The 14,321-nt window shown below is 62.3% G+C and carries 13 protein-coding genes; 3 read left to right on the forward strand and 10 right to left on the reverse strand.

Annotation, left to right across the window (positions count from 1 at the left end):
- Window positions 1-4 precede the first annotated feature (4 nt).
- Both NKH38_RS22005 and NKH38_RS22010 read right to left on the reverse strand, forming a co-directional pair.
- A complete protein-coding gene (locus NKH38_RS22005; protein ID WP_050587750.1) occupies window positions 5-433 on the reverse strand; it encodes a GFA family protein in 429 nt (142 codons plus the stop codon).
- 68 nt (window positions 434-501) lie between these two features.
- On the reverse strand, window positions 502-1,113 hold the full coding sequence (locus NKH38_RS22010) for an ATP-dependent Clp protease proteolytic subunit (RefSeq protein WP_023672669.1): 612 nt from the start codon (window positions 1,111-1,113) through the stop codon (window positions 502-504).
- A 445-nt stretch (window positions 1,114-1,558) separates the two neighbouring features.
- Between NKH38_RS22010 and NKH38_RS22015 the strand changes: the two genes are divergently transcribed.
- Window positions 1,559-2,959 carry a Do family serine endopeptidase gene (locus NKH38_RS22015; protein ID WP_352763404.1) on the forward strand — a complete coding sequence of 467 codons (1,401 nt, stop codon included), beginning with the start codon at window positions 1,559-1,561 and terminating at the stop codon, window positions 2,957-2,959.
- A 183-nt stretch (window positions 2,960-3,142) separates the two neighbouring features.
- Here the strand turns inward: NKH38_RS22015 and NKH38_RS22020 are convergent, their stop codons facing one another.
- The 6 genes from NKH38_RS22020 to NKH38_RS22045 form a co-directional block, all read right to left on the reverse strand.
- Window positions 3,143-4,108 (reverse strand): ABC transporter permease, encoded by a 966-nt coding sequence (locus tag NKH38_RS22020; RefSeq protein WP_023682464.1) that lies wholly within the window; start codon window positions 4,106-4,108, stop codon window positions 3,143-3,145.
- Window positions 4,109-4,111: 3 nt separating this feature from the next.
- Window positions 4,112-5,116, reverse strand: a complete 1,005-nt coding sequence (locus NKH38_RS22025; RefSeq protein WP_488505303.1) for an ABC transporter permease — start codon at window positions 5,114-5,116, stop codon at window positions 4,112-4,114.
- On the reverse strand, window positions 5,113-6,657 hold the full coding sequence (locus tag NKH38_RS22030; protein ID WP_352763402.1) for a sugar ABC transporter ATP-binding protein: 1,545 nt from the start codon (window positions 6,655-6,657) through the stop codon (window positions 5,113-5,115). The genes NKH38_RS22025 and NKH38_RS22030 overlap by 4 nt, the downstream gene beginning before the upstream one ends.
- 60 nt (window positions 6,658-6,717) lie before the next feature.
- Window positions 6,718-7,698: an ABC transporter substrate-binding protein gene (locus NKH38_RS22035; RefSeq protein WP_023672664.1), complete on the reverse strand. Its 981-nt coding sequence runs from the start codon at window positions 7,696-7,698 to the stop codon at window positions 6,718-6,720.
- Between the two features lie 103 nt (window positions 7,699-7,801).
- Window positions 7,802-9,421 (reverse strand): GMC family oxidoreductase, encoded by a 1,620-nt coding sequence (locus NKH38_RS22040; protein WP_352763400.1) that lies wholly within the window; start codon window positions 9,419-9,421, stop codon window positions 7,802-7,804.
- On the reverse strand, window positions 9,418-10,167 hold the full coding sequence (locus NKH38_RS22045) for an FCD domain-containing protein (RefSeq protein ID WP_023682469.1): 750 nt from the start codon (window positions 10,165-10,167) through the stop codon (window positions 9,418-9,420). The genes NKH38_RS22040 and NKH38_RS22045 overlap by 4 nt, the downstream gene beginning before the upstream one ends.
- Before the next feature lie 186 nt (window positions 10,168-10,353).
- Between NKH38_RS22045 and NKH38_RS22050 the strand changes: the two genes are divergently transcribed.
- Window positions 10,354-11,448, forward strand: coding sequence for a mandelate racemase/muconate lactonizing enzyme family protein (locus NKH38_RS22050; protein ID WP_352763395.1), 1,095 nt, complete (start codon window positions 10,354-10,356; stop codon window positions 11,446-11,448).
- A gap of 293 nt (window positions 11,449-11,741) precedes the next feature.
- On the forward strand, window positions 11,742-12,152 hold the full coding sequence (locus tag NKH38_RS22055) for a hypothetical protein (protein ID WP_352512100.1): 411 nt from the start codon (window positions 11,742-11,744) through the stop codon (window positions 12,150-12,152).
- Window positions 12,153-12,813: 661 nt separating this feature from the next.
- On the opposite strand, the gene NKH38_RS22060 is transcribed toward NKH38_RS22055, so the two are convergent.
- Together NKH38_RS22060 and NKH38_RS22065 are read right to left on the reverse strand one after the other, a co-directional pair.
- On the reverse strand, window positions 12,814-13,551 hold the full coding sequence (locus NKH38_RS22060; RefSeq protein WP_352763387.1) for an SDR family oxidoreductase: 738 nt from the start codon (window positions 13,549-13,551) through the stop codon (window positions 12,814-12,816).
- A gap of 70 nt (window positions 13,552-13,621) precedes the next feature.
- On the reverse strand, window positions 13,622-14,119 hold the full coding sequence (locus NKH38_RS22065; RefSeq protein WP_155923557.1) for a 2,4'-dihydroxyacetophenone dioxygenase family protein: 498 nt from the start codon (window positions 14,117-14,119) through the stop codon (window positions 13,622-13,624).
- Window positions 14,120-14,321 lie beyond the last annotated feature (202 nt).

The following is a 14,321-nucleotide window of genomic DNA, read 5'->3' on the forward strand; positions in this document are numbered from 1 at the left end:
ATGGTCATACTCGTCGGGCTTCGCGCCAATTTTGGCCTTCTTCGGTGCGATCGCCCGCGAATTGGTCAGCCCAAGGCAGGTTGTGGAGCCAGGCTTCGCGCCGGGGGGTCCAAAGCTCGTATGTCGGGAGAAGGTCGTTTGGCGCATCGTCGAGAGTGCCGGTCATGATCTCGGCTTCGTCGTCGCGGAGATTCACCACGCGCGACCCGCATGCCGGACAAAAACCTCTGCCGTTGAACGCCGCAAGCTCGCCCTTGCACTGGTAAGCCGACCGCGGCCACACGGCAAAGGCACTGTAGGTGCTGCCGCTGGTTCGCTTGCAATCCTGGCAATGACACAAGCCAACGCGCAACGGCGCGCCGGTAACAACATACCTCACAGACCCGCAAAGACAGCCGCCGGTCCGCTCTATCTTGTCAACCTCGTCGTTCATGGTCGCCGCCGACATGAGTGAGGGAAGCGTGTTGGACTCCGCTCTGCCGTTTGCATCGAGGCATCAAGTTAATGGGCAATGTCTTCAACAAGGCCTAGCTCCAAAGCTCTTGCTGCCATCAGGTAGCAGCTGTTCAGGGCATGGTCGCGCAGCTCTTCCAGCGATGTTCGAGAACCTTGGACGAGATCGGCGAACCCTTCATTCTCGAGTCGCTCTGCCGTTTCCAACAGCGCAAGTTGTTCGCGAACGATCTGAAGACAGCTTCGAATTGGTCCATTCAGAACCAAGTCTTTCTCAAGCCTTCTTTCATGAATCAGCAGGACTGCTTGCGGGCAAAGGAACCTGCAGGCTTTCGGGAAAGCGGCAAGGACCGTTACCCCGGCAGAGTAAACCGTATTCTTGCCAATGATGTAGCCGTTGCGGCCCGAGTGTTTCAGAAAAAGTTTGAACTCTAGAGCTAGACGTCGCGCGCCGTCGGCGTCGCCTCCGGGCGTGTCGATTTCAACGTAGAGATCGTCTTCCCCGGAACGCACGGCTTTCAAATCGTCCAAGGCTTTGGTGACGACAGTGTCATCAATCAAGCCGTGTATACGCAAGTTTGGATCGAACAAAAGCCGGTGAAGGTCTGGAGCGGGCGGCGGGGAGACGGTGTGTTCGGCTGACTGGGGCAACAGGTCCATATAGGCATCCTCATTATGGGGGCCGAACTTAGTTGGTACCCTTTTGTTCCCTTGAGGGAGTTCGAGCGGTGGTGATCACAGCCGCGTCTCTCGGCGGCTGTGGAGCTCCCTCTTTCATTGCAGATCCTTTTCGCACCAGGCCCGGTAGAGGCACCTCAGCCGCTAGGTTGGCTCCATCGGCATATCGGGCATTTGCCGGAGCTGACGCAGTCGCTTTGCTGATTTCTGCCACGTCCGGGACCAGTCCTGTGGACGGTTGAACTCAACGGCCTCAATGGTTCCCGGCTGCTGCCTTCCGGACCCCCGCGGTCGGGCTATTTTTCCTGGCCGTGCCATTTTTCCGGGGGGCTGAAACAAACAGCTTTGTTGGCAGTTCTAGCGTCCGGAGCACCGGCTCCGCGCGGCGCGGCCGAGCGGCCGGGGCTGTCCGGCAGGAGGTCCAGCAATGTCTCACGATATGCAAAGACGATTTGCAACGCGCTTGATCGCGGTTGCGCTGATGCTCTCGGCCAGTGGCGTGGCGCCTGTCCTGGCCCAGGATACCCCGACCGACTTCACAGCGATCATCCAGCAGAAATTGCCGGCCGTGGTCGCGATCACGACCCGGGAGGTTGTCCAGGACCAGACGACGGCGGGCGACTTTACAAGTCCGTTCGACGGCCAGGGCCTCGGACCCGTTCAGCCGCAGGTGAGGGAGGCGCTTGGCTCCGGATTTGTGATCAGTGCCGACGGCTACATCGTCACCAACAACCATGTCGTTGCCGATGCGACAGAGATCCATGTCGTATTTTCCGACAAGGAAACGGCGCCGGCGCAATTGGTCGGCCGTGACCCCGCCACCGATATAGCGGTGCTGAAGGTCGACCCGCGGCCCAACATGACCACGACCAAATGGGGTGACTCGGATGCAATGCAGCCGGGCGCATGGACAATCGCGATCGGCAGTCCTTTCGGGCTCGGAGGGACTGTCACTGTCGGCGTTCTTTCGGCCCGCTCGCGAGACATTCAAGCCGGGCCGTATGACGATTTTCTCCAGACGGACGCGTCGATCAATCGAGGCAACTCGGGCGGTCCGCTGTTCAACGCACGTGGCGAGGTGATCGGCGTCAACACCGCCATCGTCTCGCCGTCCGGCGGCAGCATCGGGATCGGGTTTGCGGTGCCATCGCGCACCGCCCAAAGCATCGCCGACCAGTTGATCAGAACCGGCCGGATCGAGCGTGGCTTCATCGGGGTCCGCCTGCAGGACATCACGCCGTCGCTGGCTGAGGTCCTCGGGATGAAAGATGACAAGGGCGCGCTGGTTGCTTCGGTCGAGCCCGGCAGCCCGGCGGAGAAAGCCGGCTTGAAGCCGGGTGACGTGATCACCCGGTTCAACGGCAAGGGCATTGAGGGTGTCCATGACCTCACGCTTGCGACGGCTAGCCAGAAGCCTGGCAGCAAGGCCACTCTGACACGGAGTAACGGCGGAAAGGACCAGGAGATCGCGCTTGTCATCGGTGAGCGCAAGGATGCGGAGGTGAAGACCGGCGCTGTTCCCGACAAGAAGTCGGCGGCCGAAGGCCTCGGCCTATCCCTCAGCCCGATTCCGGATCAGGCGCGTCAGCAGCTAGGCATCAAATCAGGAACAACCGGCGTCTTCGTCGTGGAAGTGGTTCCCGATGGCCTTGCCGCCCGGAGCGGATTGCAGCCCGGCGATGTCATCATATCGGCCAACAATCGCCGCGTGACGGAGCCTTCGGATATCGTCGAGGAGTGGGCGAACTCTCGCCGGCAGAGCAAGCCCATCCTGTTTCGGCTGGAAAGGCAGGGGCAGTCCGTGTTCGTGGCGGTCGCCGGGAAATGACCGTCTCCAGGACGGCCATGTGACTGCACCAGGATCCGCTTGCGGATCCTGCTCCAAGGGTGTCGGACCCCAGGTGCACCGGGGAAGCATCGCCGCAGAAAGTCTGCGGGATGCGCTCATCGGCCGGGTGCGCAACGCGCACTGATTCTGCAGCGCCATCGTGCTCGAAGGCGCTCGCCATCCTCAGGCAGTTTCGCGCCTTGCCGTAAGCCGTGCCTGGAGAAGGACGACGACGAGCAAAAACAGCCCGCGGATCACCGACTGCCAGTAGGCTGACAGCGAAATCCAGCCCATGCCGTTTTCGAAGTTCAGGACGTTGAAAAGGATGCCGAGCAACAGCACGCCGGCCAGCGTGGTCAACACCGAGCCAGAGCCGCCGGTCAGCAGCGTCCCGCCCACGACGACCGCTGCGATGGCAAACAGTTCCCAGCCGACGCCCTCGATCGGCTGGCCTGCGCCGAACTGAGAAGCGAGGACGACGCCGGCGAGCCCGGCCAGGCACCCGCTTGCGACATAGACGAGAAATTTGACGCCGTCCGTGCGCAGCCCCATCAGCCGCGAGGCATCCTCGCCGCCGCCGATGGCCAGCACCGTCCGTCCCGTGCTGGTGTAGTTCAGGACCACTGAGCCGACGGCATAGGCAACCAGGGCGATGACTGCCGGAATCGGGAAAATCCAGAAATTCCCTTGGCCGATGGCGGTGAAACCCGAATCGTAAGACACCGAAACGGTCTGGTTGCCGGCCAGAAGCAGCGCCGAGCCGCTTGCGGCCAGCATGGTCGCAAGCGTGGCGATGAATGGCATCAGGTTGCCGCGCGTAACCAGGAGCGCGTTGATCAGCCCGGCTGCCAGGCCGGCGCCAACGCCCGCTGCAAGGCCTGCCACGATGCCGTGCGGGCTCGCCAGGGCCGACGCGACGCTGCCCAAGGCGGCGACGGAGCCGACGGACAGGTCTATGCCGCCGGTCATGATCACGAAGCACATGCCGAGCGCGACGAGCGCGAACATCGAGTTGTAGCGCAGAACGCTCATCACGTTGAAGAGGCCGAGGAAGCGGTCGTAGCGCAGGAATCCGAACAGGACGAGGGCTGCAAGCGCGATGACGACACCGTAGGTGCCGATGATGCGAACCAGTCTGGCGCTGTTCATGGATTACACCCGGTGTTGCTGCTGCAGCCAGACGGCGAATGCGATGATGCCGGCCTTGACGACGAGCGCAGCGGCGTCGGGCACGCCATTGGCGAGCAGCGTGTAGCGCACCAACTGGATGGTCAGTGCGCCCAGCAGGGTGCCGATGATTGTGGCCTTTCCGCCACTCAACAGCGTGCCGCCCACCGCGACCGCCGCGATGGCGTCGAGTTCCATGCCCAGCCCCACGAGATTGGCGTCGCTGGAGGAGTTGATCGCAATGACGACGAGACCGGCCAGCCCCGCGCACAGGCCGCTGATCGCATAGACAGCGAGCTTGATCCTCGATACGGCGATGCCGGCGAGTTCAGAGGCCTTTTCATTGCCGCCGACCGCCAGGATGCTTCGCCCGAACACCGTGCGGTGAAGGGCCCAAGCGGCCGCCGCAACCAGCACGGCCATGATGATGACCTGCGCGGGAATGCCGAGCGGGCGGGCAAGTCCGATCCACTGGAATTGCGGCACGCGGAAGGTCTGCAGATTGCCGTTGGTCATGACCTGCGCGATCCCGCGCCCGGCGATGAACAGCACGAGCGTTGCGACGATCGGTTGGATGCGGAAACGCGAGACCAACCAGCCGTTGAACAGCCCGAACAGGCCGGCGACGAGGATCGAGGCAATCATCGCGACGGCTACCGCCAGATAGATGTTTCCGACCGGGAAGATCGTGCCCATGAAGATCATCGGCGCCAATGCGCCGGAGATCGCCATCAGCGAACCAACCGACAGGTCGATGCCGCCGGTGGCGATCACCAGGGTCATCCCCACCGCGACGATCACAATTGTGCAGACCTGGGTTAGGTTGACGTTGAGTGTCTGCAGCGTCGCGAAATTGCGCGTATAGGCAAGGTTGAAGACCACCAGCAGCACAAGCGCGATCACCGTGCCGTAGCGCGCCAGGAAACCGAACACATCAAAGTGGCGGTTTCCAGCGTCGTTGGCTGCGGATGGTGTGGCCAGATCGCTCACGCTGCCTCCTTCGCCGCGCCGCCATGCGCCATCGCCGCGAGCACGTCCTCCTCGTCGGCTGCCTGGCCTTCCAGTTCGGCCACCCTCACTCCTTCGCGCAGCACGAATATGCGGTCGGCTCCTTCCATCACTTCCTCGAGTTCCGAGGAGATCATCAGCACGCCGAGCCCGTCATCGGCAAGCTTGCGGATGAGGCGCTGGATCTCGGCCTTGGCCCCGACATCGATGCCGCGCGTCGGCTCATCGAGAATGAGCAGCTTCGGGTTCATTGCCAGCCAGCGGGCAAGCAGCACCTTTTGCTGGTTGCCGCCCGACAACTCGCGGACCTTCTGGTTAGGCCCCGAGCATTTGATGTCGAGTTCACGAATGAAGCGCTCGACGATCTCCTTCTGCCGGGCCTCGTTCAGGATGCCATTGCGGCTGATTTTCGGCAGCAGTGCCAGTGTTATGTTCTCCGCGACGGTCATTTCCGGCACGATGCCCTCGGCCTTGCGGTCCTCGGTGCAGAAGCCCATCCCTGCGGCGATGGCATCGGCGGCACGTGCGGGATGGTAGGACGCGCCCTCCATCGTCATCTCGCCTGCGCTCCGGCGGTCGGCGCCGAATACGAGGCGGGCTGTCTCGGTGCGGCCGGCGCCGAGCAAGCCGGCAAAGCCGGCGATCTCGCCGCGGCGCAGGTCGAAGCTCACGTCACGGACCAACTGGCCGGCTGCCAGCCTTTGCGCGGTAAACAGCACATCACCGATCCTCGACCGATCGCGTTCGCCGAACGCGGTCGCGTGGCCTTCGACGGCTGCGACGTCGCGGCCGAGCATGGCCGCGACCAGCTCCAGCTTGCCGATGTCGCTCATCGCCGCGCTTCGCACCGTGCGGCCGTCACGCATGATCGTGACCCGGTCGCAGACCTCGTACAACTCGTCGAGCTTGTGGCTGACGAACAGAACGGAGACGCCGTCGGCCTTGAGCTGACGGATAACGCTGAACAAGACCGAGACTTCACGCTCGTCCAGCGAGGAGGTCGGCTCATCCATGATCACGAGGCGGGCGGAAAAGCCGATGGCGCGGGCGATCGCCACCATCTGCTGCGTGGCGGTGTTGAAATCGCTGAGCGGGCGGCGCACGTCGATGCCGATCGAGAAGCGGCTGAGCAGGCGCTCGGCTTCCGCATGCATCGCGCTCCAGTCGAGCAGGCCGCGGCGGCGCTTCTCGCGTCCAAGGCAGATGTTCTCGGTCACCGAGCGCAGCGGTACGAGATTGATCTCCTGGTAGATGGTGCTGATGCCGCTGACCTGCGCCTGATGCGGAGACCCAACTTCGAACGGCTTCCGTTCGAACAGCACCCGCCCCGCATCCCGGCGGTAATAGCCGGTGAGCACCTTGATAAGTGTCGATTTGCCCGCACCGTTCTGGCCGATGAGTGCGTGGATCTCGCCCGGAAGAACCTGGAGCGAGGCATCGGCCAGGGCAGGGATGCCGGCAAAACGCTTCTGGATGTCACGCATGTCCAGGAGCAGCGCGGCTTGGTCCGGCTGAGCGGTCATCGTCAAACTCCCAAACCCTACCCGCCGAAGCGGGTAGGGCAACTGGAAAGAAAGTGGATATCAGAACGCAATATCGAAGTCTTTCTTCGCGTTCGTGGCGTCGAAGAAGGCATCCTCGTTCTTGATGAACGGCGGGATCTTCTTGCCGGCCGCATAGTCGGCCATCGTAGCGAAGGCCTTCGGCCCGAACAGCGGGCTGCAAGCGCAGATAGCGCCGATCTTGCCGTCAATGATCGCCTGGACGCCTTCCTTCTCGCCGTCGATCGACAAGATCAGCACATCCTTGCCCGGGGTCTTGCCGGCTGCTTCCAAAGCGGCGATGGCGCCCAGCGCCATCTCATCATTGTGCGCGTAGATGATATCCGCATCAGGGTGCGCCTGAAGCAGCGTCTCGGCGACCTGCCGGCCCTTGTCACGAGCGAAGTCGCCGGACTGCGATGCCAGGATGGTGAACTGCGAGTGCTTGGCGATGAAATCGTCGAAGCCTTTCTTGCGGTCGGTAGCGGCCGAGGCTCCGGTCGTGCCTTCCAGCTCGATGATTTTCGACTTGCCATTGGCGTTCTTGACCAGCCATTCGCCGACGCGGGTCGCCTCCTCGATGAAATCCGAACCGATGAAGCAGACATAATCCTCGCCCGGCTTGGCCATGGTGTGATCAACGTCGCGGTCGACCAGAAACACCGGTATGCCGGCATCGCGCGCGGCAAGAATGACCGGCACCAGGGGCTTGTCTTCGCGGGGCGGCAGGAAGATTGCGTCGACGCCCTGCGCGATCATCGAGTTCACGTCGGAGGCCTGCTTGGCCGACGAACCGGCGGCATCCGTGTAGACCAGCTGATGGCCGAGCTTGGCGGCTTCGTCCTGCATGCTCTTGGTCTCGGCAAGGCGCCACGGATTGTTGCTTTCCGTCTGGGCGAAACCGACCTTGTACTTGTCCTTCTTGGCGAGTGGCGGGAGCGCCGCGAAGGCGCGTGAGCCGAGTGTCAGCGCGACCGCGCCGGCGGCGGAGCCAACCAGTAGTTTTCGACGGGTAATGATCATGCTCTTTCCTCCTTTATTGTCGCTTTCAGCGACTGTGTAATTTCCTCACGATATCGGCCCAGACGGCTTCGGCGATGACGCCGTCGGCAAGCTGGATCCGGCGCTATGCCGCCTCCAAAATAAAATCGGCGCAGCGGTCGCCCAGCATCATGGCGGGCGCCGCCGTATTGCCGGCATTGATGTTGGGGCAGGCCGACATGTCGGCAACCCGCAGATTGTCTATTCCGCGCACGCGCAGCGCCGCGTCCAGCACCGCCATCCGGTCGCTGTCCGAGCCCATCCGGCATGTCCCGGCCGGATGGTAGTTGGTCTTCACAAAGCGCTTGCAATGCTTTGTCATGGCTTCGTCGCTGAGATCATCCTGGCTTGGCACGGCAATGGCCTTGACCCGATCGGCGAGCGGCTTGGTCTGAAAAGCCTGCAGAAAATAGCGCTGGCCGGAGATCATTTCCCTCATGTCGTCGGGATGTTTAAGGAGGTTCGGCGAAACGACCGGCATGTCCTTCGGATCCGCCGAACGCAGCCTCACGAAACCGCGCGACTTTGGCTTCACCACCACTGTCGTCACGGTAAGCCCATAGGTGTTCTCGACCAAGGTCAGGATATCGCGGTCCAGATAGACGTGCGGTACGCAGAAGGCCTGGATCGTCGGTTCGCCCTCGGGATCGGCCGGATTGACGAAGGCTCCGGCCTCCACCCCCGCTGACAGGATCGTGCCGGTGCCGAAGAGCTTGAAATGCAGGCCGTTCCTGATCATCCTCCAGCCTTGGCCCTGCCTGAAATAGCCGTATGGGCCGTTTGCGGTGGCGATGATCGGCACCTCCGGATGGTCGATCAGGTTTTCGCCGACCCCGGGCAGGTCGGCGACGCAGGAAATGCCGTGCCCGGCAAGCGCCTCGGCGGGGCCGATGCCGGACAGCATGAGCAGTTTCGGCGAGACGAGGGCACCGGACGAGACGATCACGTCGGCATCTGCATGGACGGTATGCTCGGCGCCCGACGCATCCGAATAGACGACGCCGGTGACCCGACCTTTTTCGATCAGCAGCCGGCTGACTGTGCAATTGAGTTTCAGCGTCAGCTTGGGATCATTCGTCAGCGGCTCGATGAAGGCATAGGCGGCGCTGCTGCGCTTTCCCCGCCGGTTCATGAACTGGTAGAAGCCGACCCCGCGCTGCGACGGTCCGTTGAAGTCATGGTTGTACGGCAATCCAAGGCCTTGGACGGCCTGGACGAACCAACGGGAAACATCATCGATGTGGCCTGGATCCGAGACCAGCAGCGGACCTTCGCTGCCATGCAGTTCGCCGCCGAGGCGGTTGTTTCCCTCCATGCCGGTGAAATGCGGCAGCACCGCCTGCCAGTTCCAGCGCACGCCGGCATTGTTGCCGCGCAGCAGTTCGTCCCACTCCTCATAATCGGCCGAGCGGCCTCGCATGTAGACCTGGGCGTTGACCGAGGTGCCGCCGCCCAGCACGTTGCCTTGCGAGATTTCATGGACGCGGCCGTCGAGATGGGCCTGCGGCTCGGTGCGGTGATAGCGCATGAATTTCGAGCCGTTGATCATCTTGAAGATGCCGGGCGGCATGTCGAGCAAGGGATGATGATGGGAATGGCCGGCCTCCAGCAGCAGGGTTCGCCGTCCCGCTTTGACAAGCCTTGCCGCCGCGACGCAGCCGGCTGCTCCGCCGCCCACCACGATATGGTCGTAGGACTGCGTCATGCTTCCGGCGCCTCACGGCTTTCGAATGTACCGCGGACATACTCCCAGGCCGCCGAGAGGTGGTTGAGCAGCGCCCGCTCGGCGCCGTCAGGATCTCGCTCAATGATGGCCGTGCAGATTTCACGATGGCTGAGGAAATTCACGCGGTTGCGCTCGGGCGACCGTGGCATGCGCATCCAATGCGGCGACAGCCAGGCGGTAAATGCCTTGTGCACGACAGGCAGCACCGGGTTGCGCGCGATGTCATAGAGCGCTGCGTGGAACGCCACGTCCGTCGCATAGAATTTCTCAGAATCCGGGATGGCCGCCTCGTTCATCGCCAGCGCCGCCCTCAGGGCTGTGACGTCATCCTTGCGGGCATGGATGGCGGCGTTGCGCGCCAGCGACGCCTCGAGGAAGACGCGCATGTCGTAGAGGTTCTTCACGCCCGCCTGGTCGCTCAGCAGATGTCCTACAATGCCGTCGAGGGCGCCGAGCGCGGCATCCAGGCCAGGCCGGCGCGCCACGGGCCGGAACCGCGGACGCGCTTCCACCAGGCCGCGGCTGGCCAGGCGCGCAATCGCCTCACGCACAACGCCCCGGCCCACACCATACTCGATCATCAGTTCGCGCTCGGCCGGCAGGTAGCTGCCGTCGCCAAGCCTTCCGGACGTGATGTCGGCCTCTATGCCGGCCACCATCGCGTCGGCCGCGCGGGCGGCGAGAATAGCCGCGGGCATCTCAGGACGCTCTTCCGTATCCAGCAAGCCTTTTTCCTCCCAGATGGTCCTGTTATTAGAAGGTAAATCGGACCAAAGCACAAGCGGATTGATGCTTTTGTAGGACCAAAAACGCCGATTGACTTCAGAAGCGCTGAAAGGTCAGCCACATTGTTGCCAGTCAGCGCTGCCGGTGCAATTATGGTCCGATGAAAAACCTGAATGGAGCGCAGCATGACCCGCACCGAAATCAAGGAAGTCGAGACCCGGCTGTTCCGGGTCCCACTGCGTGAGGTGATGACCGATGCCAAGCACGGCGCGCACACGCATTTCGAGCTGGTCACCGTCACGCTGAGGCTTGCCGACGGCACCGAGGGCACAGGCTACACCTATACCGGCGGCAGGGGCGGCTATGCGATCAAGGCAATGATCGATCACGACCTCGCGCCGTTCCTCAAGGCACGCGACGCAACGCAAATCGACACGATCTACGACGGCATGCTCTGGCACATCCACTATGTCGGGCGCGGCGGCATCGCTTCTTTCGCGATCTCGGCGATCGACATCGCATTATGGGACCTCAAGGGCCGGCGTAGCGGCCTGCCGCTTTGGCAGATGGCGGGCGGGGCCGGGAAGAGCGCCAAGGCCTATCGCGGCGGCATCGACCTAAACTTCACCCTCGATCAGCTTTTGGCCAGCATCGATTCCTATCTCAATGCCGGCTTCACCGGGGTGAAGATCAAGGTCGGCAAGGACGACCTTGCCGAGGATGTGGCCCGGGTGAAGGCAGTTCGCGAGCGCATCGGCCCTCATGTCACCTTTATGGTTGACGCCAACTACGCGCTCGACGTCCCGCGAGCGATCGAGGCAGCGAGAGCATTCGCCGCCTACGATCTGCTGTGGTTCGAGGAGCCCATCATACCCGACGACTATGAGGGTTACGCCAGCATTGCCAAGGCGACCGGAATGCCCCTGGCAATGGGAGAAAACCTGCATGTCATCGAGGAGTTCGAGCATGCCTTCGCTTGGTCGAATCTCGCCTACATCCAACCCGACGCCTCCAACTGCGGCGGGGTCACCGGCTGGCTGCGCGTGGCAGCGCTCTCACGCAAGGCTGGCATTCCGGTCTGCAGTCACGGGATGCAGGAACTTCATGTCAGCCTCGTTGCAGGTCAGACAAATGCCGGCTGGGTGGAGGCGCATAGTTTTGATATTGACCATTATACGACTGAGCCGCTGAGGCTTCAGGATGGTTTGGCGATAGCACCCGACGAGCCTGGAGTGGGCGTTGTCTTCGACTGGCGGAAATTGGCGGATTTTCGCCAATAGCGCCCCCTGAACGGCGGCACGGCCGCATGCATTTTGTCCAGATCCTGCTTCCTCGTTCCGGCAACGCGGAGAGCGCTTCGCCGAGGAAGACTTCGACCGTCTGAAGAACGAACTCGCCGCCGCCGCAGCCAGCGGGCATACCACTTATCGGATGCCACACTTACATTTGTAATTGCAGCGACGCTTCACCGGCTTTAACTCACGCGATCATAGCAGCGACACGACAAATGCAGGCGGCCGCCCGAAAACGGGCAGAAGCTGCAAGCATTGGGTGCGCCTGCAGGGAGGCGGCGATGGTTGCAACGCGTACGGACACTGCGCATCCGGTTATGGAGGACTTCATTCTATCACGGCACCGCTCACCGGTCCGCGAAGTTGGATTTTACGAGGCTATGAGTCAAACCCGACAAGCGATCGCCACATCGCGCGAGGTGCTGAGGCGCTTTCGCGAACGTCAGGGCGACGACACTCCTCGAGCAAAGAATACAGACCGTGGTCCTGTCGCCGTGTCAGCCTTCGATGCCGACATCATACGCGCTGCATGCCGAGATCTGATCGCGGAGATGAACGTGCCCGAGTGTCAATGGCGCGAGCTGGCGCGAAGTCTGGTGCGCGAATTCGTGGCCTGCGAGCAGACCGAAGCCGGTTTGGTGGATTGGATCGTCCGCCGGCCAGCGATGACGGAGACGGACCAGGCCGGCTGACCGGAGCCAGCCGGCGAGGCGGCGAATGAGCCAGGAGTCAGTCGACCGCAATCAACGCGAGCAAACAGATCTCCCGGCGACTTGTTGCGCGGGAACTGCGGTGGTCCGAGGATCGGAAACTTTGGCGAGCGGCTTGGACACATCTGATCCTCCTCGTCTGTAGCGTCGCGCTCGTATTCGCATTTGAAGCATGTAGCGAGGACTGGCCGATGGCGTGACCTTTGGTTGAGTGGAGACGAATGCGTCCAGCCTACTGTCCAAGGCACGGCGACGGCCATGTCGCGTTGCTCCCGGCCTTCGCACACAAGGAGCCCAGGCCGGATGCCAACCAGGCTGCATTAGGCCAGTGGGAACAATTTGCGTGGGCCGAGCTTGGGCTAGCGTCGTACAGAGGTGCAAGTATGCAAGATAATTTTGACCGAGCTCCATCCGTCGCGGAGGTTGCGGAATCCTTCGTGAGATCCCGGAGGCCGTTCTCTGTCGTATCGACCCGGGATGCGGTCACGATTGTCAGGAAACAGGCAGCTTTTTGCGAGCATACGGATGGCGAGCTTGCGGAGTTGGTGGCGGCAATTGCGGTCAGGCATGGTCGATTGGTCGCGTTCGATCTTGATCTCGACGACACAGGCTTGGAGATCGGTCGCGCAGCATAGCCAACGCCTCACGCAATGAGATAGCCACCGTCAACCGGCAAAATTGCCCCAGTGATGAACCCCGCGAGCGGCGAACACAAGAACAAGGCGGGGCCAGTCAGGTCGCCCGGCGTACCCCAGCGACCCATCGGAGTGCGTTTCATCAATTCCGCGTTGCGAGCTGGATCGGCCCGTGGCGCGGCGGTCATGGCGGTCTCGATCCAGCTAGGCGCCAATGCGTTTACGCGAATGCCATCCCCGGCATAGGCGATCGCGAGCGACTTGGTAAGTTGCACGATGGCGCCCTTGGACGCGGCGTAAGCCGGCGCATGAGCCGCGCCGAAAAACGCGAACATCGAGGCGATGTTGACGATGGCGCCCCCGTTCGAGAGTGCCCCCCGGAACGCGCTCGCACTCCGCATGGAGCCGGTGAGATTGATATCGACCACCGTTTCGAAACCCTGGACAGTGAATTCGGCGGCGCGCAGGTTTACCCCTGCGCAATTTACGAGCGCTGCAACGGATGTGAACTGACCGGAATATCCTTCGACCGCAGTCATGTCCCGGACGTCGAGTACTGAATAGGAGACGGGGGTGCCGTATGCACGAGCGGCCGCCACCTCGGCGGCCGTGGCCCCCGTCGCGTGGACGATTGCCCCGGCCCCGGCGAACGCCATGGCGATGCCGTTTCCGATGCCTGTCGTGCCTCCGGTAATGACGACGGTCTTGCCCGCGAAGAAGGGCATGGCCCATATGGAATCGGTCACCAAGATCTCCTCGTTTCGCCTCTGTGGCGGAGCGCGAACTCATCGGCGCGGAAGACAAACGGGCGGATGTCTACCGCACGAACTGATCGACGAAATCCTTACCGAGACCCACGCTCGCATAATGATTTCTGCACATGTCGATCTTGGTGAAAACGTCCTCGAAACCAATCTGCTTGTTATCCTTGTCCAGGTAAACCATGCAGCCGGAAATGTTGAAGAAGGTGATCATCTCGGGCACGTCGCTTGGAACCGTGAGCGTGTGGATTTCACCGGGCGGCTCGAAAACGTAAGATCCGGTCTCTGCCACCCAGTCGTGTTCAAGATAGTGCCAACGCCCCTTGATCACATATCCATGCACGGGGGCCGGATGCAGATGACGGCTTAATATCCCGGCCCGGCGTACGCGGAGCAGATTGCACCACTGCCCCTGCATTGTGTTGAGCATAAGTGGTCGGAACCACACGCCCTCCGCCTGTGGGACCCAGACACGCTCGTCTTCGGGGACGGCAGCGATCGCGATCTCTTTCGGTGCCAGGGGATGGGCGGAGCCGTTGAAGGATTGATACATAGGAACCTCTGTCGCCATTCATTGGAGCGTCCATATCAGCGCGATCCTAACAACTCGGCCGAGTTCTGCCGAGGCGCAATCGGGCGCCCACGCATTGGGAAAGTTGTCGGCGCTCGCCCGCCCGCTGCCGCGACCGCAAGCGGGAAGAGGTTCAGGATGGTCCGTTGGGCGTCGAAGACGATCCGTGGGTTCCTTCTTGCCT

Origin of the sequence: Mesorhizobium sp. M1078, assembly GCF_040318615.1 — a bacterium.
Classification (GTDB): domain Bacteria; phylum Pseudomonadota; class Alphaproteobacteria; order Rhizobiales; family Rhizobiaceae; genus Mesorhizobium.